Raw genomic sequence first — 19,914 nt, 5'->3', positions numbered from 1 at the left:
GGGCCCTCACCCCTGTCGCGTCCCGCTCCGCCCCGCGATGTGCCGCGGCGGTTCGATGCCTGCGGGCAGCAGCGGATCCGGCACCGGCGCGCCCCACGCCGCCGTCAGCGGCAGGTTGCCCGCCCAGATGCCGAGTGCGGCGTCCGGGCCCGTGCCGTCGTCCGGCGGGCCCGCCGCGACCTTGACCGAGGCCTCCGCCAAGGAGAGGGCGAGCAGGGTGGTCGCGGCGAGCTCCTTGCGGCTGGGGCGGCGGGCGTAGTCCCACTGGCCTGGTGTGGCGTGCTCGGTGAGCAGGCGCAGGCCGCGCAGCTTCTCCTCGGGGTCGGTCACCGGGCGCGGCACGCCGTGGATCATCGCGCTGCGGTAGCTGACGCCGTGTTCGAACACCGAGCGGGCGAGGATCAGCCCGTCGATGTGCGTGACGGTGACGCAGACCGGCGCCTCGGGGTCGGCGGCGAGGCTGCGGCTGGCGACGGAGCCGTGCAGGTAGAGGTGGGTGTCGTCGCGGCCGTAGACGGTGGGCACGACCATCGGGCTGCCGTCGACGACGACGCCGAGGTGGCAGACGAAGCCCGCGTCGAGGACCGCTTCCAGATCGGCGCGGTCCAGGCTGCCCTGCTCGCGCAGGCGGCGGTGGCGGGTGCGGTCGGTGACGGGCAGGGTCGCGGGGAGCGCGGTGCCCTCGCGCTGCTCAGGGTGATCGTTCACGTCGCGCCAAGCTACCGATACCGCGCACGAATGACCAGAGTCCGACGGAATTCGTCGTACGAAGCGTCACTCGGAACGATATGCGCACCACGCGCGTCACGCGTCCAAGCCCGCCCCGAAGAATCCAACGACTCCCGCCCCTGGAGGATGGCGGGCCCCCGCCCCCGCGCGGTCTCATGGAACCCATGGAGCTTCCCCACCACGAGGACGTGTCCCCCGGCACCGGCAGCCTCCCGCCCCGCGCGTGGTACGCGACGTCGGACGCCGCCGCTCTCTCCCTCAACGGCCCATGGCGCTTCCGCCTCTCCCCCACAGCCGACACCGAGGACGACACCTTCGCCACCGCCGGATACGACTGCGGGGCCTGGGACGAGATCGCGGTGCCCGGCCACTGGGTGCTGCAGGGCCACGGCGCGCCCCAGTACACCAACATGCTCTACCCGTTCCCGCTGGACCCGCCGCGCGTACCCACCGAGAACCCCACCGGCGACCATCTGCGCACCTTCGACCTGCCCGCCGACTGGCCGCGGGACGGCGCCGCCGTCCTCCGCTTCGACGGCGTCGAGTCCTGCGCCCGCGTCTGGCTGAACGGCACGGAGCTCGGCGACTTCAAGGGCTCCCGCCTCCCCCACGAGTTCGCCGTCGGCGAGCTGCTGCGCCCCGGGGGCAACGTCCTCGCGGTCCGCGTCCACCAGTGGTCCGCCGGTTCGTACCTGGAGGACCAGGACCAGTGGTGGCTGCCCGGCATCTTCCGCGACGTGACGCTGCTGCACCGGCCCGAGGGCTGCGCCCGCGACTTCTTCGTCCACGCCGCCTACGACCACCGCGCGGGCACGGGCACGCTGCGGGTCGACTCGGACGTCCAAGGACGCGTCACCGTCGCCGAGTTGGGCATCGACGTGGCGACCGGCGAGGAGGTCGCCGTGGCCGTGGAACCGTGGACGGCCGAGACGCCGCGGCTGTACGACGCGACGCTGGCCACGCCCGGCGAGCGCATCGCGCTGCGCGTCGGCTTCCGCACGGTCGCCCTGGAGGACGGCACCATCAAGGTCAACGGCCGCCCCCTCCTCTTCCGGGGGGTGAACCGCCACGAGTTCCACCCGGAGACGGGCCGCGCCCTCGATGTCGCCACGATGCGCGCGGACGTCCTGCTGATGAAGCGTCACAACATCAACGCCGTCCGCACCAGCCACTACCCGCCCCACCCCGCCTTCCTCGACCTCTGCGACGAGCTCGGCCTGTGGGTCGTCGACGAGTGCGACCTGGAGACCCACGGCTTCGGAGCCGTCGACTGGCGCGCCAACCCCGCCGACGACGCCCGCTGGACGCCCGCGCTCCTGGACCGCGCGGCCCGCATGGTCGAGCGCGACAAGAACCACCCGTCGGTGGTCCTGTGGTCGCTCGGCAACGAGTGCGGTACGGGACGCGGTCTGACCGCGATGGCCGACTGGATCCGCGCACGCGACGACAGCCGCCTGCTCCACTACGAGGGCGACCGGTCCTGCGCGGACACGGACGTGTACTCACGGATGTACGCGGACCACGCCGAGGTCGAGCGCATCGGCCGGGGCGAGGACGAGGGACCGGACAAGCGGCGACGGCTCCCGTTCCTCCTCTGCGAGTACGCGCACGCGATGGGCAACGGACCCGGCGGGCTCAGCGAGTACCAGCAGCTGTTCGAGACGTACGACCGGCTGCAGGGCGGCTTCGTCTGGGAGTGGATCGACCACGGCATCGCGCACCCCGCGTACGAGTACGCGTACGGCGGCGACTTCGGCGAGGAGCTGCACGACGGGAACTTCGTCTGCGACGGCCTCGTCTTCCCCGACCGGACGCCGTCCCCCGGGCTCGTCGAGTACAAGAAGGTGATCGAGCCGGTCCGGATCGAGGGCGACGGGCCGTCCGGCACGGTCGCGATCACCAACCTCCACGACTTCGCCGACCTCTCCCACCTCGTCTTCACCTGGACGTACGAGAAGGACGGCACGACCGTCGCCGAGGGTGCGCTCGCGGTGCCGCCGGTCGGCCCCGGCGAGCGCGCGGAGGTCGGCCTGCCGTCCCCGCCGCGCCGGGACCCGGACGCCGAGACCCAGTGGACGGTGCGGGCCTCGCTCGCCGAGGACACGGCGTGGGCGGCGAAGGGGCACGTGGTGGCGTGGGCCCAACTGCCCGTCGAGTACGGGATCATCCTGCCCGTGCCCGGCGGCGCAACGCCCTCGACGGACGCGGACGGCCGGCGGATCACCCTCGGCGCCGCGTCCTTCGACGCCCGCACCGGCGCGCTCCTCGCCCTGCACGACCGCGAGATCACCGGCCTGCGCCTGGACGTGTGGCGGGCCCCCACCGACAACGACAACGGCATGCCCTGGCGCCCCGAACCGTCCGTGGCCGCCCGCTGGCGCGCCCTCGGCCTGCACCGGATGCGGCACCGCGTCGAGGCCGTCGAGCCGACCGACGAGGGGCTGACCGTGCGCACCCGGGTGGCGCCCGCGGCGAGCGATCTGGCGCTGCGCACCGAGTACCACTGGGCGTCCGACGGCAGCAAGCTGCTGCTGCGGATGTCCGTCACGCCGGAGGGCGACTGGTCCGTGCCGCTGCCCCGCATCGGCATCCGCTTCGGGCTGCCGGGCGCGGCGGGACCGGTGCGGTGGTTCGGCGGCGGGCCCGGCGAGGCCTACCCCGACACCGCGGCCGCCTCGCTGATCGGCGTCTGGGAGTCGGATGTCGACGCGCTCCAGACGCCGTACGTGCGCCCGCAGGAGAACGGGGCCCGCGCGGCCGTCCGCTGGGCCGAGGTCGGCGGGCTGCGCGTGGAGAGCGACGGCGCCCCCGCGTTCACCGCCCGCCGCTGGACGACCGAACAGCTCGACGCCGCCCGCCACCGCACCGACCTCACCCCGGGGGACACCGTCTGGGTCAACCTCGACATCGACCGGCACGGCATCGGCACCCAGTCGTGCGGTCCCGGCGTCCTGCCGCAGTACGAACTCCCCGCCGGCCCCCGGCCCTCGTCACTGAGCTGCATCTTCTCCCTGCCGGACGGCTGAGCCGCCCCTGGCCCTCACCCCGTGGGGGCCAGCCGCTCCCGCAGGAACTGGACGACCCGCTCGCGCGCGGCGTACGCGGGGTGCCCCGGCACCTCGCGCACCTCCTCCGTGAGAACGGAGTGCGCGGACTTCGCGAACCCCGTCGCGTTGCCCGGCGACGAGTCGAGCTCGATGACCTCGAAGGCGTCGCCGAAGTGGCGGCGCAGGGTGTCGAAGCGGTCGCGGGGGACCAGCTTGTCCTCGCTGAACCGCAGGCCGAGCGCGCACAGGCCCGCGTTCTTGGTGCGGGCCACGATCGTGTCGAACTCGTCGCGGGACATGCCGGGGTCGACCCGGCGCGCGGCGCTCACCGGGAGCGGCAGCGAGGGCTGGCTGAGCACGGGGGCGAGGACGGCGTCCTCCGTGGCGGCGGCCAGCGCGAAGCCGCCCGTGAAGCACATGCCGATGACGCCGACGCCCGGACCCGGTGTGCGCGACGCCAGGTCGCGGGCCAGGGCGCGGAGGTAGTCGGCGAAGGGGCGCCGGGCGTTGGTGGCGAAGGCGCGGAACTCGGAGGCCACGCAGACCCGGCCGAAGACGCCCATGGCGTACGGTACCGAGACCGGGCGGCCCGGCTCACCGAAGGGGGACGGGATCGCGACGGTGAAGCCCTGCTTCACCAAGTGCTCGCCCAGGCCCAGGACTCCGGGGTGCACGCCCGGGATCTCGGGAACCAGGACGACGCCCGGGCCTGTCCCTTTCTCATGGACATCATGTGTGAGACCCGCCCCGGTGAACGGGGCCCTGTTCCATCCTGTGAGGTCCGCCGTCGGTTCGGAACCCGGCACGGTGCTCACTCCCTTTCGTCACAAGTGTCTTATGGGTAGGTGGAGTTCATGCCTACAGCACGCATGCGCGCAAGCACAGACCCCGCCGGGCATCCCGTGCCACCCGAACCGCCTCTCGACCCCCCGTCGGGGCGGGTGGTGACGTGGCTGGGCAGGTTCGGCCCCGTCGCCGTGGGCTACGCCGTCTTCCAGGCCCTGGTGGGGCTGCTGCCCGACGCGCTGTTCGGGGACACGGCCCGCTATTCGCTCGCCGTGGTCAGCGGCCTCGGGACGGGGATCTCCGCCTGGCTCGCCGCCGCGCTGCTGCGGGCCAGGGGCGCGTCCGAGGACGGGCGCGCCGGGGATCCGGACGGGGTGCCTTCGCCGCGCCGCCCGCCGCCGAGTGCGGGACGCGACGCGGCGGATCCGGGCGCGCCGGGGCCGCTGCCGGGGCTCTCCACCGCCGCGTACGCCACCCTCGTCGAGCGCCTGACGGTCTTCGACGATCCGCCGCGCGGCCGTCTCACCGGCTGGCCGCACGCCCTCGACGAGCAGCCTGAGCCGGTGCGGCCGACACCGACCGGTACCGCGTACGGACTGCACATCGCCCTCGAACTCGGCATGCCCGACGGGCGGTTGCGCACGTCCGAGCTCGTCGAGACGCTGTGGCGGCTGCGGCTGCCCGAGGGCGGCTGGGCGGCCCGCTCGCAGGGCACGGTGGGGCGCCCCGAGGTGACCGGTCTGGTGCTCGGCGCGCTCGCGCGGGCGGGCGCGGACCCCGGGCTCCTCGCCACGGAGGCGCAGCGGTGCACGGAGCGCTTCACCCGTGAACTGGAGCCCGCGGGGGCGGAGTTGACCCATGTCGTCACCACGGTGCTGCGCGGGCTGCTGCGCGCGGCGCCCGGCTCGCCCGCGCTGCCGGTCCTGCGGGACGCGCTCGTCGACGGGGCCGTCACCGATCCGGCACGCGGCCACCGGCGCTGCTGGGGCTCCCGGCTCACCCCGCCGCGCGGCCGGACGGTGGCGCCCTCGGCCGTGCACACGGCGCAGGCCGTCGTCGCCCTCGACCGGGCGGCCGGGGTGCTCGGCGAGGACACGAACGCCCGCGACACGCGCAGGGAGGGCATCCGCTGGCTGCTCTCCTGCCCCGGGGCAGCACACGACGGCTGCGACGACCTGGCGAGCGGCCACGAGACGGTCCGCCGACCGCATCCCGTCGACGCGTCGCGCTCCGAGGTGCTCGCCGTGCGGCACTTCTCGGCGGCCTGGGTGATGCGGGCGCTGCTCACGCCGGGCGCGCAGGCGGTCGCCGTCGACGAGGGCACGGAAGCGGTCCGGCAGGAGATGCTCGCGGGGGCGGCGGCGTGCGTGTGGCGGCAGCAGGACAACGGGATCTGGACGTGGGACGGGGACGATTTCGCCTACCCGCTGTGGATGACCTACCAAGGCCTTTCGGCGCTGCGGGCACATGCCGTATGGATGTATCAGCCGGGTGGCTGAGGCGGGCGGACGAGGGGCAGAGCGCGACGAGGGGGAGAGTGCATTGGGTGGTCGGCACGTCCAGGACGCCACGAGGCTTCTGGAGAAGTCGCTGGACGGGCCGGAGAGGGACGAGCTGGTGCGTGCGGCCCGCGCCGCCGTCGCCGAACTGGGCTCCCCCACACGCCTGTTGCCGCTGGTCCGCGAGCTGGCGGCAGGCGCCGGCGACCCGTCGGGGTGCGCCCTCCTGTCGTACCGCCACGTCCTCGGCTTCGACAAGCTGCTCCTGATCGACGGCGGTCCGCGGCACATGCTGCGCGCGCACGTGTGGCATCCGGGCCGCGCCACCCCCGAGGACATCCACAACCACCGTTCCCCGCTCGCCTCGTACGTGGTGCGGGGTGCGCTCGGCATGGAGCTGTACGAGCCCGCGGGTCCCGCTGCGGACGAGGGCGTCGCCACGTCGTGGTACCGGGAGTCCCTGACGGGTGAGGAGGACGATTGGCTCCTGGAACCGGCGGGCGACGCGCGGCTGCGGCTCGTGCAGAGCGCGCGGTACACGGCGGGGAGCGGCTACGCGCTGCCGCCGCACGTGCTGCACCGCGCGTGGTGCGACGCGGAGCGGCCGACGGTCACGCTGTTCCTGGAGACGGGGGCGGGACGGCGGCGGTACACGGACGTGTTCGCGGGGGCGGCCACGGGCGGCCCGGCGGGGCTCGCGGTGGCGAAGAAGCGTCTTGAGGTGAACGACTACCTGGCGGAGCTGTCGGCGCTGGCCGACCTGCTCGCGGAGGACCCGACGATCTGATGGAGGCGGCTCAGCCGAAGGCCTGGCGGACGATCTCGCGGTTGTAGTCGTCGATCCGGACGGTGCCGAGCTCGGCGGGGTGGAGCCAGCGGTGGTCCTGGTCGGGCTGGGGCAGGACCACGTCGAAGGTGAGGGGGCGGACGAGGAAGTTGTCCTGCCAGTTCTTGACCTCGTGCCCGTGGTACGTACTGACGAAGGAGGATTCGCCGACCTTGCGCAGGACCCGGCCGAGGAGTCCCGTCTCTTCCTTGAGCTCTCTCAGCACGCCGTCCCGCGGACTCTCGCCGGGCTCCAGCTTCCCGCACGGCACGCCCCACACACCGGGCAGGAACCGCTCGGTCTCGCTGCGTCGCACGAGCAGCACACGGCGGCGGAACACCACGACAGCCGCCGCGAGCCGGTTGTCACCGGGATAGTCCATGTCTTCCAACGTAGCGGGGAATCGGGGACCGTGACAGTCACGGCAGCGGCTCGTCGGCCACCGGTTCGCGTTCTCCCTGGTCGAGGCGGAACGGAGGGTAGACGTCCGTCAGCAGAGTGCCGTAGGCCACCACCCGCGCGCCCCAGCGGTGCAGTCCCACATTGAGGTCGTACATGTCCCGGGGGTAGCGGCCGCGGAAGAGCAGCACCACGCCCGCGTACACGGCGAGCAGCCCGGTGAGGCCGCCGTTGAAGCGGTAGGCGCCCATGATCAGGAAGAGCACGGCGAGCTGCGGCAGGACGAGCAGCCACCACTTGACGAGCACCAGACCGCGGGAGAGCCGCTCCGGACGGTCGATCTCCAGGTGCGCGGGATAGTCCGGCACGTCGTGCAGCGAGAAGGGCGGATAGCGGTCGGTGCCGAGCACGCCGTACGAGTAGTACTCCACGCGCCAGGTCCAGCGCAGCACGCCCACGTTGAAGTCGAAGAGGGCGCGCGGATAGCGGGCCGTGATCAGAATGTTGACGAACGCGACCACGGTGACCAGGAAGAACGCGGTCCAGAGGAATGCGAGGACGAGGTAGTGCGGGATCGCGAGGAGCCATTTGACGAGCCACAGCCAGCGGGACGGCGCGGGGTCGTACTCCGCCCGGAGACGGACCGGCCCTGCCAGGTGTTCGTGCGGCGAAGGGGGCACGGACGACGCCATGGCGATCATCTCCCTCGCGGGTGCGGGGCCGCACCCGCTCTCCCCTTTCCATGTACGGCCGAAAGCCGTGCGCGACAAGAAGAGGCGCCGTGTCCGTTTCCTTCAAGACCGGGCGCGGGACCGCTGCCTACGCTGCGGACATGAACAGCACACCGACTGCACCCACGCCCCGATTCGACCTGATCGGCCTGGTCGTCTCCGACCTGACCGCGTCGCTCGCCTTCTACCGCAGGCTCGGCCTGGAGTTCCCCGACGGGTCCGAGAGCCTGCCGCACGTGGAGGCGGCGCTCCCCGGCGGCCTGCGCATCGCCTTCGACACGGAGGAGACCGTCCGGTCCTTCCACCCGGACTGGCAGGCGCCCGCGGGCGGGGGCCGGATCGGGCTCGCCTTCCACTGCGGGACGCCCGCCGGGGTCGACGCGGCGCACCAGGACATGACGGCCGCCGGGTACGCGAGCGGGCTCAAGCCGTTCGACGCGCCCTGGGGCCAGCGGTACGCGGTCGTGCTCGACCCGGACGGCAACGGCGTCGACCTGTTCGCTCCGCTAGGAACCGCCGCCGAGTAGCGTGCCGAGCGGCGTTCCCGTCAACTCCTTGACGTCGCGGGCCAGGTGGGCCTGGTCGGCGAAGCCCGCGACGGCCGCCGTGTCCGCGTACGACATGCCGTCCCCGGCCAGCGCGAGGGCCCGCTGCAGGCGCAGTACCCGGGCCAGCGTCTTGGGTCCGTAGCCGAAGGCGGGCAGCGAACGACGGTGCAGCAGGCGGGCGTTGACACCCGCGTCCGCCGCGGTGCGCGCGACCGAGCGGCCCGCGCCCAGCGAAGCGACGATGTGGGCGAGCAGGGGGTCGGGCGGTTCGGCGTCGGCGGCGCGCTCCGCGGCGACGGCCTCCAGGACGGCCATCGGGTCGCCCGCGTCGTCCACCCGCTCGGTGAGGCGGCGCACCTCGGCCGCGGTCCACAGGTCCGCCAACTCCACCCGCCGGTCGCGGAGTTCATGGGCGGGGACGCCGAGGAAGGCGGGCGCGGTGCCGGGGTAGAAGCGGATGCCGACGTAGCGGCTGCCGGGGGACACGACCTCGGGAACGTACGCATGGGTGTCCGGGCCCGCGACGAACAGTCTGCCCTCGGTCCACAGCAGGTCCATGCATCCGTCGGGCAGCACGGGGCGGGTGTCGCCGGGGGCGCCCGTGGCCACGCAGGTCCAGACGACCGCGCCGGTCAGCCGGGACGGCCGCTCCCGGTAGTCGCCGGGCGCGACGCTCTCTGTGGCCACGGGATCCAGGTTACGCCGCGCTGCCGCGGTGTTCCTGCGGGCTGACCCCGTACACCCGCTTGAAGGCGCCGGACAGGGCGAACGCGCTGCCGTACCCGACGCGGCGGGCGATCGAGCCGATGGTCAGCTCGCTGTCGCGGAGCAGGTCGGCGGCGAGCGCGAGCCGCCAGTTCGTCAGGTACGTCATCGGGGGCTCCCCCACCAGGTCCGCGAACCGCCGGGCCAGCGCGGCCCGCGAGACGCCCGCCTTCGCCGCGAGGTCCGCGATGGTCCAGGGGTGGGCCGGATCGTCCTGCAGCAGGCGCAGGGCGCGGCCGACGACCGGGTCGCCCATCGCCCGGTACCAGGCGGGCGCCTCGGCCTCGGGGCGGGAGAACCAGGCGCGCAGGGCGGCGATCAGGAGCAGGTCGAGGAGCCGGTCGAGGACGACGGCCTGGCCCGGCTCGTCCTTGCCGATCTCCTCGGCGACGAGCGGCGTGAGCGGGCACTCCCACACCTCGGCGGGCAGGACGAGCAGCGGCGGCAGCACGTCGAGGAGCCGTCCGGTGAGCTCGCCCCGCATCTGGTAGGTGCCGATCAGCATCTCCACCGAGCCGTCGTGCCCCTCGCCCCAGGTGCGCGGGCCGAGGTCGCGGTAGCGGGCCACGGGGGCGCCGTCGAGCGGTACGCAGCGCTCCCCCGGCCGGATCTCGGCGAAGGGCGCGGTGGTGGGGTCCCCGGCGCAGGTGTAGTGGTCGGGGCCGCGGGCGATGGCGAGGTCGCCGGGGCGGATGCGCTGGGCGGGCGTCCCGTCCGCGGGGGCGATCCAGGCGTTCCCGCGCACCATGATCATGACGGAGAGGGGGGCTTCGTCCGCGATGCGGACGGACCAGGGCGGGTCGAAGAGCGCGCGGATCATGAAAGCTCCTCGCGCGCGCGGTCCCTCCAGCAGGCCGGCGAGTACGTCCATGGCGGAAGCGTAGACGGACGCATGGACGCACGCGTATGGCCGTGAGCTCTTCGACGATGGTCCCGCGGCCTGCCCGGCAGTTGACTGACATGCATGACGACGAACACGGGGAACACGACGAGCAGGGGGAACACGATGAACACGGACATGACGGTTCTGGTGACGGGCGCGACCGGCCGGGTGGGCCGCAGGGTCGTGGAGTCGGCCGAGGCGGCCGGGCTCACGGTGCGGGCGGCCTCGCGGTCCGGCGCGGTGCCGTTCGACTGGACGGACCGGTCGACCTGGGCGGGCGCCCTACGCGGCGTCGACGCCGCGCACCTCGCGTACCTGCCGGACGTCGGGGCTCCCGGCGCGGCCGAGGCGGTCGGCGCGTTCGCCCGCGAGGCGGTCGCGGTCGGCGTACGGCGGCTGACGCTGCTCTCGGCGCGCGGCGAGGACCAGGCGCACGCGACCGAGCAGGCCGTGCGGGACGCGGGGGCCGAGTGGACCGTCGTGCGGGCCAGTTGGTTCGCGCAGAACCTCAGCGAGGGCCCGCTGCTGGACGGGATGCGGGGCGGGGAGCTGGTGTTCCCCGCCGGTGAGGTGCTCGAACCGTTCATCGACGCCCGGGACATCGCGGACGTGGTGGTGGCCGCGCTGACCGGCGGCGACCGGTTCACGGGCCGGACCCTGGACCTCACGGGTCCCCGGCTGCTCTCGTTCCGGCAGGCGGTCGGGGAGGTCGCGGCGGCGGCCGGGCGGGAGATGACGTACGTGCCGGTGTCCGCCCGTGACTACGGGGCGGCGCTCGCGCGGTTCGGGGTGCCCGCCGAGGAAGTGGAGTTCCTGATCGAGCTGTTCGAGACGAACCTCGACGGCCGCAACGCGAAGCTCTCCGAGGGGGTACGGGAGGCACTGGGCCGGGAACCCAGGGATTTCGCCGACTTCGCCAGGGAGCAGGCGGAGGCGGGCACCTGGAAGGCGTGAGCCCAGGCCCGCCGGGGGGCGAGGTCACGGGGCGCTGCCCCGGACCCCGCTCCTCAGTCGCCGGAGGGGTCGTTCCCCCCGGGCCCCGTTCCGTTCCGCTTCGCGTGCTTCGGCTGTTTCGCGGGGGTGCGCAGCCGCGACGACACGTCGTCCGGCGGCAGGAAACGCGACCAGCGCTCGGGGAACTCGGACGGCATCTCGGGGTCGTCGGGGTCCGCCAGCGCCTCGCGCGCGGCGGCCGCGCGGGCCACCACCTCCGCGGCCTGCGCCTCCCTTATGCGGTCGTTGGCGGCGCGCGCCGCGGCCGTGGCGACGGACGGCCAGACCCGGTCGATGGCCGCGTTGACCGCGGCGCCGACCAGGACCGCGAACGCGGAGACACCGATCCACAGCAGCACGGCGACGGGTGCCGCGAGCGAGCCGTAGATGGTGGGGCCCTCCACCGTGCTGGTGAGGTAGATGCGGAGCAGGAAGCTGCCGAGCACCCACATGGCGAGCGCGATCAGCGCGCCCGGCATGTCCTCGACCCACGGCGAACGCACCGGCACCGACACGTGATACAGCGTCGTCAGGAAGACCACGGAGAGGATCACGACGACCGGCCAGTAGAGGATCTGGACGACCGTCGTCGAACCCGGCAGCAGTTTCACCACCGCGTCCGGGCCCGCCACCATCAGCGGCAGCGCCACCGATCCGATGAGCAGCGCCACGATGAACAGGCCGAAGGCGAGCATCCGGGTCTTGACGATCCCGCGCGCGCCGTCGAGGCCGTACATCACGGTGATGGTGTCGATGAAGACGTTCACCGCGCGCGAGCCGGACCACAGGGCGAAGAGGAACCCGATGGAGATGACGTCCGGGCGGCCGACCCGCATCACGTCGTCCAGTATCGGTTCTGCGATCTGGTGGACGCCCCGGTCGGAGAGGACCGTGCGGGACGCCTCCAGGATGTTGCTCTGCACGCTGGTGATGGTGTCCGCGCCCGTCCACCGGTCGACGTACGCGAGCAGCCCGATGAGGCTCAGCAGCAGCGGCGGGACGGAGAGCAGCGTGAAGAACGCCGCCTCGGCCGCGAGCCCCAGGATGCGGTACTCGATGCACGAGTTGACGGTGTCCTTGAGCAGCAGCCAGGCGGTCCTGCGCATGGAGACGTTCCGGTAGAGAGCGCGGGCCCGGTTCCAGCGGCCCGACGGCCGCCCGGGTGTTTCTTTTGCCTGGTGCACCTCCTTACCGTAGCGGCATGGCAGCCAGCACCCACACAGTGACCAACCAGGCTCCGCCCCTGGTGGGATATGACGTATTCACGTCCGACCGGGCCCTCGTGGAGGGGGTGGAGCGGCACCTGGATCCGGCGCTCCTCGAATCCGCCCGCGACGAGCTCTCGTTGCTCGGCCGCGCCTCGGGTTCCGCCCAGGTACAGAGGTGGGGAGAGCAGGCGAACGAGAATCCTCCCGTTCTGCACACACATGACCGTTACGGCAATCGGATCGACGAGGTCGAGTTCCATCCCGCGTGGCACCGGCTGCTCGGCAAGGCCGTCGCCTCGGGCCTGACCACCGCCTGGTCGCGGCCGGGCGGACATCTGCGCAGGGCCGCCGGATTCCTCGTGTGGACGCAGGCCGAAGGGGGCCACGGCTGCCCGGTCTCGATGACGCACGCCGCGGTGCCCGCGCTGCGCGCCGACCCCGCGCTCGCCGCCGAGTGGGAGCCGCGCCTGACCTCGACCGTGTACGACGCGGGGCTGCGTCCCGCGTCGCAGAAGGCCGGTGCCATCTTCGGCATGGGGATGACGGAGAAGCAGGGCGGCAGCGACGTACGGGCCAACACGACGCGCGCGCAGGCCCTCGCGGAGGACGGAACCTATGCGCTGACGGGGCACAAGTGGTTCTGCTCCGCGCCCATGTCCGACGGGTTCCTGGTGCTCGCGCAGGCCGCGCAGGGGCTGACCTGCTTCCTGGTGCCGCGGGTGCTGGAGGACGGCTCGCGGAACGCGTTCGCCATCCAGCGGCTCAAGGACAAACTGGGCAACAAGTCCAACGCGTCGAGCGAGGTCGAGTTCGACGGGACGTGGGCGCGGCGGGTCGGGGACGAGGGGCGCGGGGTGCGCACCATCATCGAGATGGTGGCGGCGACCCGCCTCGACTGCGTGATCGGCTCGGCGGCGCTGATGCGGCAGGCCGTGGCGCAGGCGGTGCACCACGCCACGTACCGGGAGGCGTTCGGCGGCAAGCTCGTCGACAAGCCGCTCATGCGCAACGTACTGGCCGATCTGGCACTGGAGTCGGAGGCGGCCACGACGCTGGCGCTGCGGCTCGCGGCGGCCTACGACGACGGGAGCAAGCAGGAACAGGCGTTCCTGCGGCTCGCGGTGCCGGCCGCGAAGTACTGGGTGACCAAGCGGTGCACGCCGCTGGTCGGCGAGGCCCTCGAATGCCTCGGCGGCAACGGCTACGTGGAGGAGTCGGGCATGCCGCGGCTGCTGCGCGAGGCGCCGCTCAACTCCATCTGGGAGGGCTCGGGGAACGTGCAGGCCCTGGACGTGCTGCGGGCGCTGCAGCGCGAGCCGCGGGCCCTGAACGCGTTCCTTCAGGAGGTCGGGACGGCGCGCGGCGCCGACCACCGCCTGGACGGCGCGATCAAGGACCTGCTGACCGAACTGGCCGACCTGGAGGGCATCGAGGGGCGGGCGCGACGGCTCGTGGAGCGGATGGCGCTGGTGCTCCAGGGGTCACTGCTCGTGCGGTACGCGCCGCCGGAGGTCGCCGACGCCTTCTGCGCCTCGCGGCTCGGCAGGGACTGGGGCGCGGCGTTCGGCACGCTGCCGCACAGTCTCGATCTTGCGGCGGTGGTGGAGCGCTCCGCTCCCGGCGTCTAGAGCCTGCCCGGCGGGGCCGGTACGGGGGTGGCGCTGCGCCGACACGGCACCACCCCCGTCTCTTCAGGCCCCTTGAGGAGCGTGAACACCGCACGGGCGGCGTGTTGTCCAGATTCAGGCACCGCCCGGGCCTTGGCCAGGGTTGCAGGAGGTTGCAACTCACCGTGACGCCCGCTCGTTTCATCGCCGATGAGGCGCCCGGGGCGGCGCACAGGGGGCACGATGAATTGCACGCCCCCCCCACACTGGCCTGGCCGGAAAGGACCCAGTGGTCATGAACGCCCCGTCGACGATCGACCTCGCGCACATATCCGCGATGGACCTCACGCACGCCGCGCACCTCCTGAAGGGGGTGCGCGACGCCACGCTGTCCGGGCAGCGGCCGAGGGTCCTGCCGCGTCCGGTGATCGGCGACTCGTGGGGGCGGATGATCCTCGGCGGGGTCGACCCCGACCACGACCACCGGTCCCGGCTGCTGACCGAGGAGGAGCTGGAGGAGCGCCGCCGCGCCTCGCCGCTCCTGGAGATCCTGCCCGTCCTGCGCGACGGCCTGGTCTCCGTGGCGGACGCGGCGCAGCACATCATGGTCGTCAGCGACGCGGACGGACGGGTGCTGTGGCGCGAGGGCAGCGCGGCGGTGCTGCGCAAGGCCGACTCGCTCGGTTTCGAGCCGGGCGCGGACTGGGGCGAGAACGTCGTGGGCACGAACGGCATAGGGACTCCGCTGGTGGTGCGGCGCCCCGTGCAGGTCTTCTCCGCCGAGCACTTCGTGCAGACCCACCACCCGTGGACGTGCACGGGCGCCCCGGTGACCGATCCGCGCGACGGCAGGCTCCTCGGCGTCGTCGACGTCAGCGGCCCGCTGCAGACCATCCATCCCGCGACGCTCGCCCTGGTCGACTCGGTGGCCAAGCTCGGCGAGGCGCGGCTGCGGGACCGGCACGTGACGGCGCTCGACCGGCTGCGCGCGGTGGCGGCGCCGGTGCTCGCGCGCCTCGACGGGCGGGCGCTCGCGGTGGACGTGCACGGCTGGACCGCCGCGGTGACGGGCATGCCCCCGGCGGACCGCCTCGCGCTCCCCAAGACCTTCGGGGCGGGCCGCAGTTGGCTCCCCTCGCTGGGCTCCTGTCTGGTCGAGCCGCTGCCCGGCGGGTGGCTGCTGCGCCTGGAGAACCCCGGTGACGTGCCGCGGCCGGTCGCCGCGACCCGCCTCGTCCTGGACGTGAGCAGCCCGCGCCGCTGGACGCTCTCGGTGCTCGGCGGCGCCCACGACTGGACGCACGAGCTGAGCCCGCGCCACGCCGAGCTCCTCTACCTCCTGTGCACGTACCGCACGGGACGCACGGCTTCGGGCCTGGCCGAGGACATGTTCGGCGATCCGGCGCGCACGGTGACGGTCCGCGCCGAGCTCTCCCGCGTGCGGCGTTATCTGGGCGGGCTGCTCGCCCACCGTCCCTACCGCTTCCACGAGGAGGTGGACGTCGACGTGATCATGCCGAAGAGCCCGGCGGACCTGCTGCCCCACTCGATGGCGCCCGCGGTCCGCGCGGCGCGGCGGCTGACGGAGCCTTGAGGGCGGCGTGGTCCTCCGAGGGCGACGTGGCTCCCCGAGGGCGACGTGGCTCCCCGATGCGGCACATGATTCTCTGAGCCCCATGAGCATCACTGTCACCACCTGGTCCCTGGAGCAGACGTCGCCGAGCGACCTGCTCCCGGCCGCCGCGCCCGACGGGGACGTCCGGATCGTGCGCGCCGAAGTTCCCTCGCCCGAGTTCAGCCGGTTCCTGTACGCGTCCGTGGGCGGGGACATCGGCTGGTCCGACCGGCTCTCCCTCTCCTACGCGGAGTGGCAGAAGCTGCTCGGCCGGCCGGGCGTGGAGACCTGGGTCGCGTACGACCACGGGACGCCTGCCGGGTACGTGGAGCTGGCGGCGCGCGGGGAGAACGGGGACGCGGCGGAGGGTGTCGTCGAGATCGTCTACTTCGGTCTGCTCCCCGCCTTCCGGGGGCGCCGGATCGGCGGGCACCTCCTGTCGCACGGCGTCGCGCGGGCCTGGGACCTGGCCGAGCGGTGGCCCGGGCTCGCGCCGACCGAGCGGGTCTGGCTGCACACGTGCTCCAAGGACGGCGAGCACGCCATGGACAACTACCGGCGGCGCGGCTTCAGGCTCTTCGACACGAAGGTCGAGCAGGAGGCCGACCTGCCCACGCCGGGACCGTGGCCGGGGTCCGGCCGCGACTGACGCGACTGAATCGACCGCGGTAGAACCGCCCCTTCCACCTCTCGGTCCCCTGTGACCGACGACACCCTTGTCCACCATACGGGACAAGGGTGTCCGCATTCTGGATAATGCTGGACTGGGTCGAAAGTCCCGTGACACGCTTCCGGCATGGATCGCACTGGAAACGCCTTGGTGAGTCGACGTCACGTCGACCTCGGCCGCATGTCCAGCGCCATGTGTCCGGCTTGCTGATCGACTCAGCACAGCCGCTCCTCATCCACTGATCCCCCTCCCTGCGCAGCGCCGCGCGCACGTCCCCGCATGCCTCCAGCACGCGTACCGACGTGCCATATCCGCAGGTCAGAGCCGCTTTCCCGCTGCCCCGAAGGACGTACCACCATGGCCGCCACGCCAGAAAAGCCTGCCCCAGCCACGCCCCGCCGCAAGGCGAGCCGTCACCGCGGCGAGGGCCAGTGGGCCGTCGGTCACTTCACGCCGCTCAACGGGAACGAGCAGTTCAAGAAGGACGACGACGGTCTCAATGTGCGGACACGTATTGAGACGATCTATTCGAAGCGTGGATTCGACTCCATCGACCCGAACGACCTCCGCGGACGGATGCGCTGGTGGGGCCTGTACACCCAGCGCAAGCCCGGGATCGACGGCGGCAAGACCGCGATCCTGGAGCCGGAGGAGCTGGACGACGAGTACTTCATGCTCCGCGTGCGCGTGGACGGCGGACGGCTGACCACCGAGCAGCTGCGCGTCATCGGCGAGATCTCCCAGGAGTTCGCCCGTGGCACCGCCGACCTCACCGACCGCCAGAACATCCAGTACCACTGGATCCGCATCGAGGACGTCCCCGAGATCTGGCGGCGCCTGGAGGCCGTGGGGCTCTCGACCACCGAGGCGTGCGGCGACACGCCCCGCGTCGTCCTCGGCTCCCCCGTGGCGGGCGTCGCCGAGAACGAGATCATCGACGGCTCCCCCGCCATCGACGAGATCCAGCGGCGCTTCATCGGCAACCCGGACTTCTCGAACCTGCCGCGCAAGTTCAAGACCGCGATCTCCGGATCGCCGCAGCTCGACGTCGCCCACGAGATCAACGACGTGGCCTTCGTCGGCGTGCACCACCCCGAGCACGGCCCCGGCTTCGACCTCTGGGTCGGCGGCGGCCTCTCGACCAACCCCAAGCTGGGCGTGCGGCTCGGCGCCTGGGTGCCGCTCGACGAGGTGCCGGACGTGTTCGGCGGCGTCATCGGCATCTTCCGCGACTACGGCTACCGCCGCCTGCGCAACCGCGCCCGTCTGAAGTTCCTCCTCGCCGACTGGGGCCCGGAGAAGTTCCGGCAGGTCCTCGAGGACGAGTACCTGCGGCGGAAGCTGGTGGACGGACCCGCCCCCGAGCAGCCCGCCGGCACCTGGCGCGACCACCTCGGCGTGCACCGGCAGAAGGACGGACGCTTCTACGTCGGCTTCGCGCCCCGCGTCGGCCGCGTCGACGGCGCCACCCTGACGAAGATCGCCGAGGTCGCCGAGGCACACGGCTCGGGCCGGCTGCGCACCACCGCCGAGCAGAAGATGATCGTGCTCGACATCGAGCAGGAGCAGGTCGACGCGCTCGTCTCCGCACTCGAAGCGCTCGACCTGCGGGTCAACGCCTCGCCCTTCCGGCGCGGCACCATGGCCTGCACCGGCATCGAGTTCTGCAAGCTCGCCATCGTCGAGACCAAGGCCCGCGGCGCCTCGCTCATCGACGAACTGGAGCGCCGCATCCCGGAGTTCGACGAGCCGATCACCATCAACATCAACGGCTGCCCGAACGCCTGCGCCCGCATCCAGGTCGCCGACATCGGCCTCAAGGGCCAGCTCATGCTCGACGACGCGGGCAACCAGGTCGAGGGCTACCAGGTGCACCTGGGCGGCGCGCTCGGGCTCGACGCCGGATTCGGCCGCAAGGTCCGTGGTCTGAAGGTCACCGCCACCGAGCTGCCCGACTACATCGAGCGGGTCCTGAAGCGCTTCGAGGCGGAGCGCGAGGAAGGCGAGCGGTTCGCCACGTGGACCGCGCGCGCGTCCGAGGAGGCCCTCAAGTGAGCGAGCGTGCCGCCCCGTTCCACTGCCCCTACTGCGGCGACGAGGACCTGCGCCCCAACGACGCCGGTCACGGCGCCTGGGAATGCGCGGCCTGCAATCGCGCCTTTCAGCTGAAGTTCCTCGGGCTCCTCGCCCGGGGTGTTCAGCACACCAGCAGTGGAGAGAGCCAGATATGACGACCGCTCAGGATCAGAAGTCGCGCACGGACGACGAGTTGAAGGCACTCGCCGAGCAGGCCGGGCGCGACCTGGAGGACGCCTCCGCCCTGGAGATCCTCCAATGGGCCGCCGACACCTTCGGGGCACGCTTCTGCGTGACCTCCTCGATGGAGGACGCGGTCGTCGCCCACCTCGCCTCGCGGGCCAGGCCCGGTGTCGACGTCGTGTTCCTCGACACCGGATACCACTTCCCGGAGACCATCGGCACCCGTGACGCCGTCGAGGCCGTGATGGACGTCAACGTCCTCACCCTGACGCCCCGTCAGACCGTGGCCGAGCAGGACGCCGCGTACGGCCCCAAGCTCCACGACCGCGACCCGGACCTGTGCTGCAAGCTGCGGAAGGTGCAACCCCTGGAGGACGGTCTCGCGGGATACGCCGCGTGGGCCACCGGGCTGCGCCGCGACGAGTCGCCGACCCGGGCGAACACCCCGGTCGTCGGCTGGGACGAGAAGCGGCGCAAGGTCAAGGTCTCGCCGATCGCCCGCTGGACGCAGGACGACGTCGACGCGTACGTCACCGAGCACGGCGTCCTCACCAACCCGCTCCTGATGGACGGCTACGGCTCGGTGGGCTGCGCACCCTGCACCCGCCGCCTCCTGGAGGGCGAGGACACGCGGGCCGGCCGCTGGGCCGGAAACGCCAAGACCGAGTGCGGGATCCACTGATGACCGCGCCGCAGACGCAGCAGCAACCGACCCGGGAGAACCACGTGACGACCGGAGCCACCGTCTGGCTCACCGGCCTGCCCAGCGCCGGCAAGACCACCATCGCGTACGAACTGGCGGGCCGGCTGCGCGCCGATGGCCGCCGCGTGGAGGTCCTCGACGGCGACGAGATCCGCGCGTTCCTCTCGGCGGGCCTCGGCTTCGGCCGCGAGGACCGGGACACCAACGTGCAGCGGATCGGGTTCGTCGCCGAACTCCTCGCCCGCAACGGCGTGCTGGCCCTGGTGCCGGTGATCGCGCCGTTCGCCGACAGCCGCGAGGCGGTGCGCAAGCGCCACCAGGCGAACGGCACCGCGTACCTGGAGGTGCACGTCGCGACGCCGGTCGAGGTCTGCTCCGTACGCGATGTGAAGGGCCTGTACGCCAAGCAGGCGGCCGGTGAGATCTCCGGGCTGACCGGGGTCGACGACCCGTACGAGGCACCGGACTCGCCCGACCTGCGCATCGCGTCGCAGGACCAGACCGTGCAGGAGTCCGCGGCGGCTCTCCACGCGCTGCTCACCGAAAGGGGTCTCGCATGACGACCGTCGCCACAGTGACCGACGAGGGCACCGACAGCCCTTACGCGCTCAGCCACCTGGACGCCCTGGAGTCGGAGGCGGTGCAC

20 protein-coding genes are annotated in these 19,914 nt (G+C 72.7%); 13 read left to right on the top strand and 7 right to left on the bottom strand.

Features of this window, described 5'->3' with window-relative positions; translation table 11 throughout:
* Positions 1-6 precede the first annotated feature (6 nt).
* Positions 7-708 (bottom strand): pyridoxamine 5'-phosphate oxidase family protein, encoded by a 702-nt coding sequence (locus tag AOK03_RS28530; protein WP_244177789.1) that lies wholly within the window; start codon positions 706-708, stop codon positions 7-9.
* A 185-nt stretch (positions 709-893) separates the two neighbouring features.
* Here AOK03_RS28530 and AOK03_RS28525 point away from each other — a divergent pair, with 185 nt between their 5' ends.
* On the top strand, positions 894-3,755 hold the full coding sequence (locus AOK03_RS28525; RefSeq protein WP_079075010.1) for a glycoside hydrolase family 2 TIM barrel-domain containing protein: 2,862 nt from the start codon (positions 894-896) through the stop codon (positions 3,753-3,755).
* 14 nt (positions 3,756-3,769) lie between these two features.
* On the opposite strand, the gene AOK03_RS28520 is transcribed toward AOK03_RS28525, so the two are convergent.
* On the bottom strand, positions 3,770-4,582 hold the full coding sequence (locus AOK03_RS28520; RefSeq protein ID WP_055568239.1) for a dienelactone hydrolase family protein: 813 nt from the start codon (positions 4,580-4,582) through the stop codon (positions 3,770-3,772).
* 63 nt (positions 4,583-4,645) lie between these two features.
* Here AOK03_RS28520 and AOK03_RS28515 point away from each other — a divergent pair, with 63 nt between their 5' ends.
* Complete coding sequence (locus AOK03_RS28515; protein WP_244177787.1) at positions 4,646-6,061, top strand: hypothetical protein; 1,416 nt, start codon at positions 4,646-4,648, stop codon at positions 6,059-6,061.
* A 43-nt stretch (positions 6,062-6,104) separates the two neighbouring features.
* Entirely contained in the window at positions 6,105-6,848 is a 744-nt protein-coding gene (locus AOK03_RS28510) for a hypothetical protein (RefSeq protein WP_055568227.1), read from the top strand.
* Between the two features lie 10 nt (positions 6,849-6,858).
* Here AOK03_RS28510 and AOK03_RS28505 read toward each other — a convergent pair whose 3' ends face one another.
* The gene (locus AOK03_RS28505; protein ID WP_055568226.1) at positions 6,859-7,269 is read right to left on the bottom strand and encodes an NUDIX hydrolase; all 411 of its coding nucleotides are present in this window, start codon (positions 7,267-7,269) and stop codon (positions 6,859-6,861) included.
* A 37-nt stretch (positions 7,270-7,306) separates the two neighbouring features.
* A complete protein-coding gene (locus AOK03_RS28500) occupies positions 7,307-7,978 on the bottom strand; it encodes a DUF4389 domain-containing protein (RefSeq protein WP_055568237.1) in 672 nt (223 codons plus the stop codon).
* A gap of 140 nt (positions 7,979-8,118) precedes the next feature.
* Between AOK03_RS28500 and AOK03_RS28495 the strand changes: the two genes are divergently transcribed.
* Positions 8,119-8,544 carry a VOC family protein gene (locus AOK03_RS28495; protein WP_055568236.1) on the top strand — a complete coding sequence of 142 codons (426 nt, stop codon included), beginning with the start codon at positions 8,119-8,121 and terminating at the stop codon, positions 8,542-8,544.
* Here AOK03_RS28495 and AOK03_RS28490 read toward each other — a convergent pair.
* Entirely contained in the window at positions 8,524-9,252 is a 729-nt protein-coding gene (locus tag AOK03_RS28490) for a DUF6597 domain-containing transcriptional factor (protein ID WP_055568225.1), read from the bottom strand. The two genes, AOK03_RS28495 and AOK03_RS28490, sit on opposite strands and share 21 nt — an antisense overlap.
* Before the next feature lie 10 nt (positions 9,253-9,262).
* On the bottom strand, positions 9,263-10,201 hold the full coding sequence (locus tag AOK03_RS28485; RefSeq protein ID WP_055568224.1) for an AraC family transcriptional regulator: 939 nt from the start codon (positions 10,199-10,201) through the stop codon (positions 9,263-9,265).
* 93 nt (positions 10,202-10,294) lie between these two features.
* On the opposite strand from AOK03_RS28485, the gene AOK03_RS28480 reads away from it, so the two are divergent.
* Positions 10,295-11,167: an SDR family oxidoreductase gene (locus tag AOK03_RS28480; protein WP_055568223.1), complete on the top strand. Its 873-nt coding sequence runs from the start codon at positions 10,295-10,297 to the stop codon at positions 11,165-11,167.
* 53 nt (positions 11,168-11,220) lie between these two features.
* Here AOK03_RS28480 and AOK03_RS28475 read toward each other — a convergent pair whose 3' ends face one another.
* Positions 11,221-12,390, bottom strand: a complete 1,170-nt coding sequence (locus AOK03_RS28475) for a YihY/virulence factor BrkB family protein (RefSeq protein ID WP_079075008.1) — start codon at positions 12,388-12,390, stop codon at positions 11,221-11,223.
* A gap of 17 nt (positions 12,391-12,407) precedes the next feature.
* Between AOK03_RS28475 and AOK03_RS28470 the strand changes: the two genes are divergently transcribed.
* The 8 genes from AOK03_RS28470 (at position 12,408) to cysC (ending at position 19,828) form a co-directional block, all read left to right on the top strand.
* The gene (locus AOK03_RS28470; protein WP_055568222.1) at positions 12,408-14,042 is read left to right on the top strand and encodes an acyl-CoA dehydrogenase family protein; all 1,635 of its coding nucleotides are present in this window, start codon (positions 12,408-12,410) and stop codon (positions 14,040-14,042) included.
* Positions 14,043-14,316: 274 nt separating this feature from the next.
* On the top strand, positions 14,317-15,615 hold the full coding sequence (locus AOK03_RS28465; protein WP_055568221.1) for a GAF domain-containing protein: 1,299 nt from the start codon (positions 14,317-14,319) through the stop codon (positions 15,613-15,615).
* Positions 15,616-15,697: 82 nt separating this feature from the next.
* On the top strand, positions 15,698-16,285 hold the full coding sequence (locus AOK03_RS28460) for a GNAT family N-acetyltransferase (RefSeq protein ID WP_055568220.1): 588 nt from the start codon (positions 15,698-15,700) through the stop codon (positions 16,283-16,285).
* A gap of 147 nt (positions 16,286-16,432) precedes the next feature.
* Positions 16,433-16,516 (top strand): putative leader peptide, encoded by an 84-nt coding sequence (locus AOK03_RS45040; protein ID WP_317850486.1) that lies wholly within the window; start codon positions 16,433-16,435, stop codon positions 16,514-16,516.
* 147 nt (positions 16,517-16,663) lie between these two features.
* The gene (locus AOK03_RS28455; protein ID WP_055568219.1) at positions 16,664-18,361 is read left to right on the top strand and encodes a nitrite/sulfite reductase; all 1,698 of its coding nucleotides are present in this window, start codon (positions 16,664-16,666) and stop codon (positions 18,359-18,361) included.
* On the top strand, positions 18,358-18,537 hold the full coding sequence (locus tag AOK03_RS28450) for a hypothetical protein (RefSeq protein ID WP_055568218.1): 180 nt from the start codon (positions 18,358-18,360) through the stop codon (positions 18,535-18,537). Before AOK03_RS28455 ends, AOK03_RS28450 begins: the two co-directional genes overlap by 4 nt.
* Positions 18,534-19,247, top strand: coding sequence for a phosphoadenylyl-sulfate reductase (locus AOK03_RS28445; RefSeq protein WP_055568217.1), 714 nt, complete (start codon positions 18,534-18,536; stop codon positions 19,245-19,247). Before AOK03_RS28450 ends, AOK03_RS28445 begins: the two co-directional genes overlap by 4 nt.
* Complete coding sequence (gene cysC / locus AOK03_RS28440; RefSeq protein ID WP_055568216.1) at positions 19,247-19,828, top strand: adenylyl-sulfate kinase; 582 nt, start codon at positions 19,247-19,249, stop codon at positions 19,826-19,828. The genes AOK03_RS28445 and cysC overlap by 1 nt, the downstream gene beginning before the upstream one ends.
* Positions 19,829-19,914 lie beyond the last annotated feature (86 nt).

Source organism: Streptomyces atriruber, from assembly GCF_001418325.1.
Lineage (GTDB): Bacteria > Actinomycetota > Actinomycetes > Streptomycetales > Streptomycetaceae > Streptomyces > Streptomyces atriruber.
The sequence above is the reverse complement of the archived record's forward strand: the minus strand, read 5'-3'. Positions and strand labels throughout refer to the sequence as shown.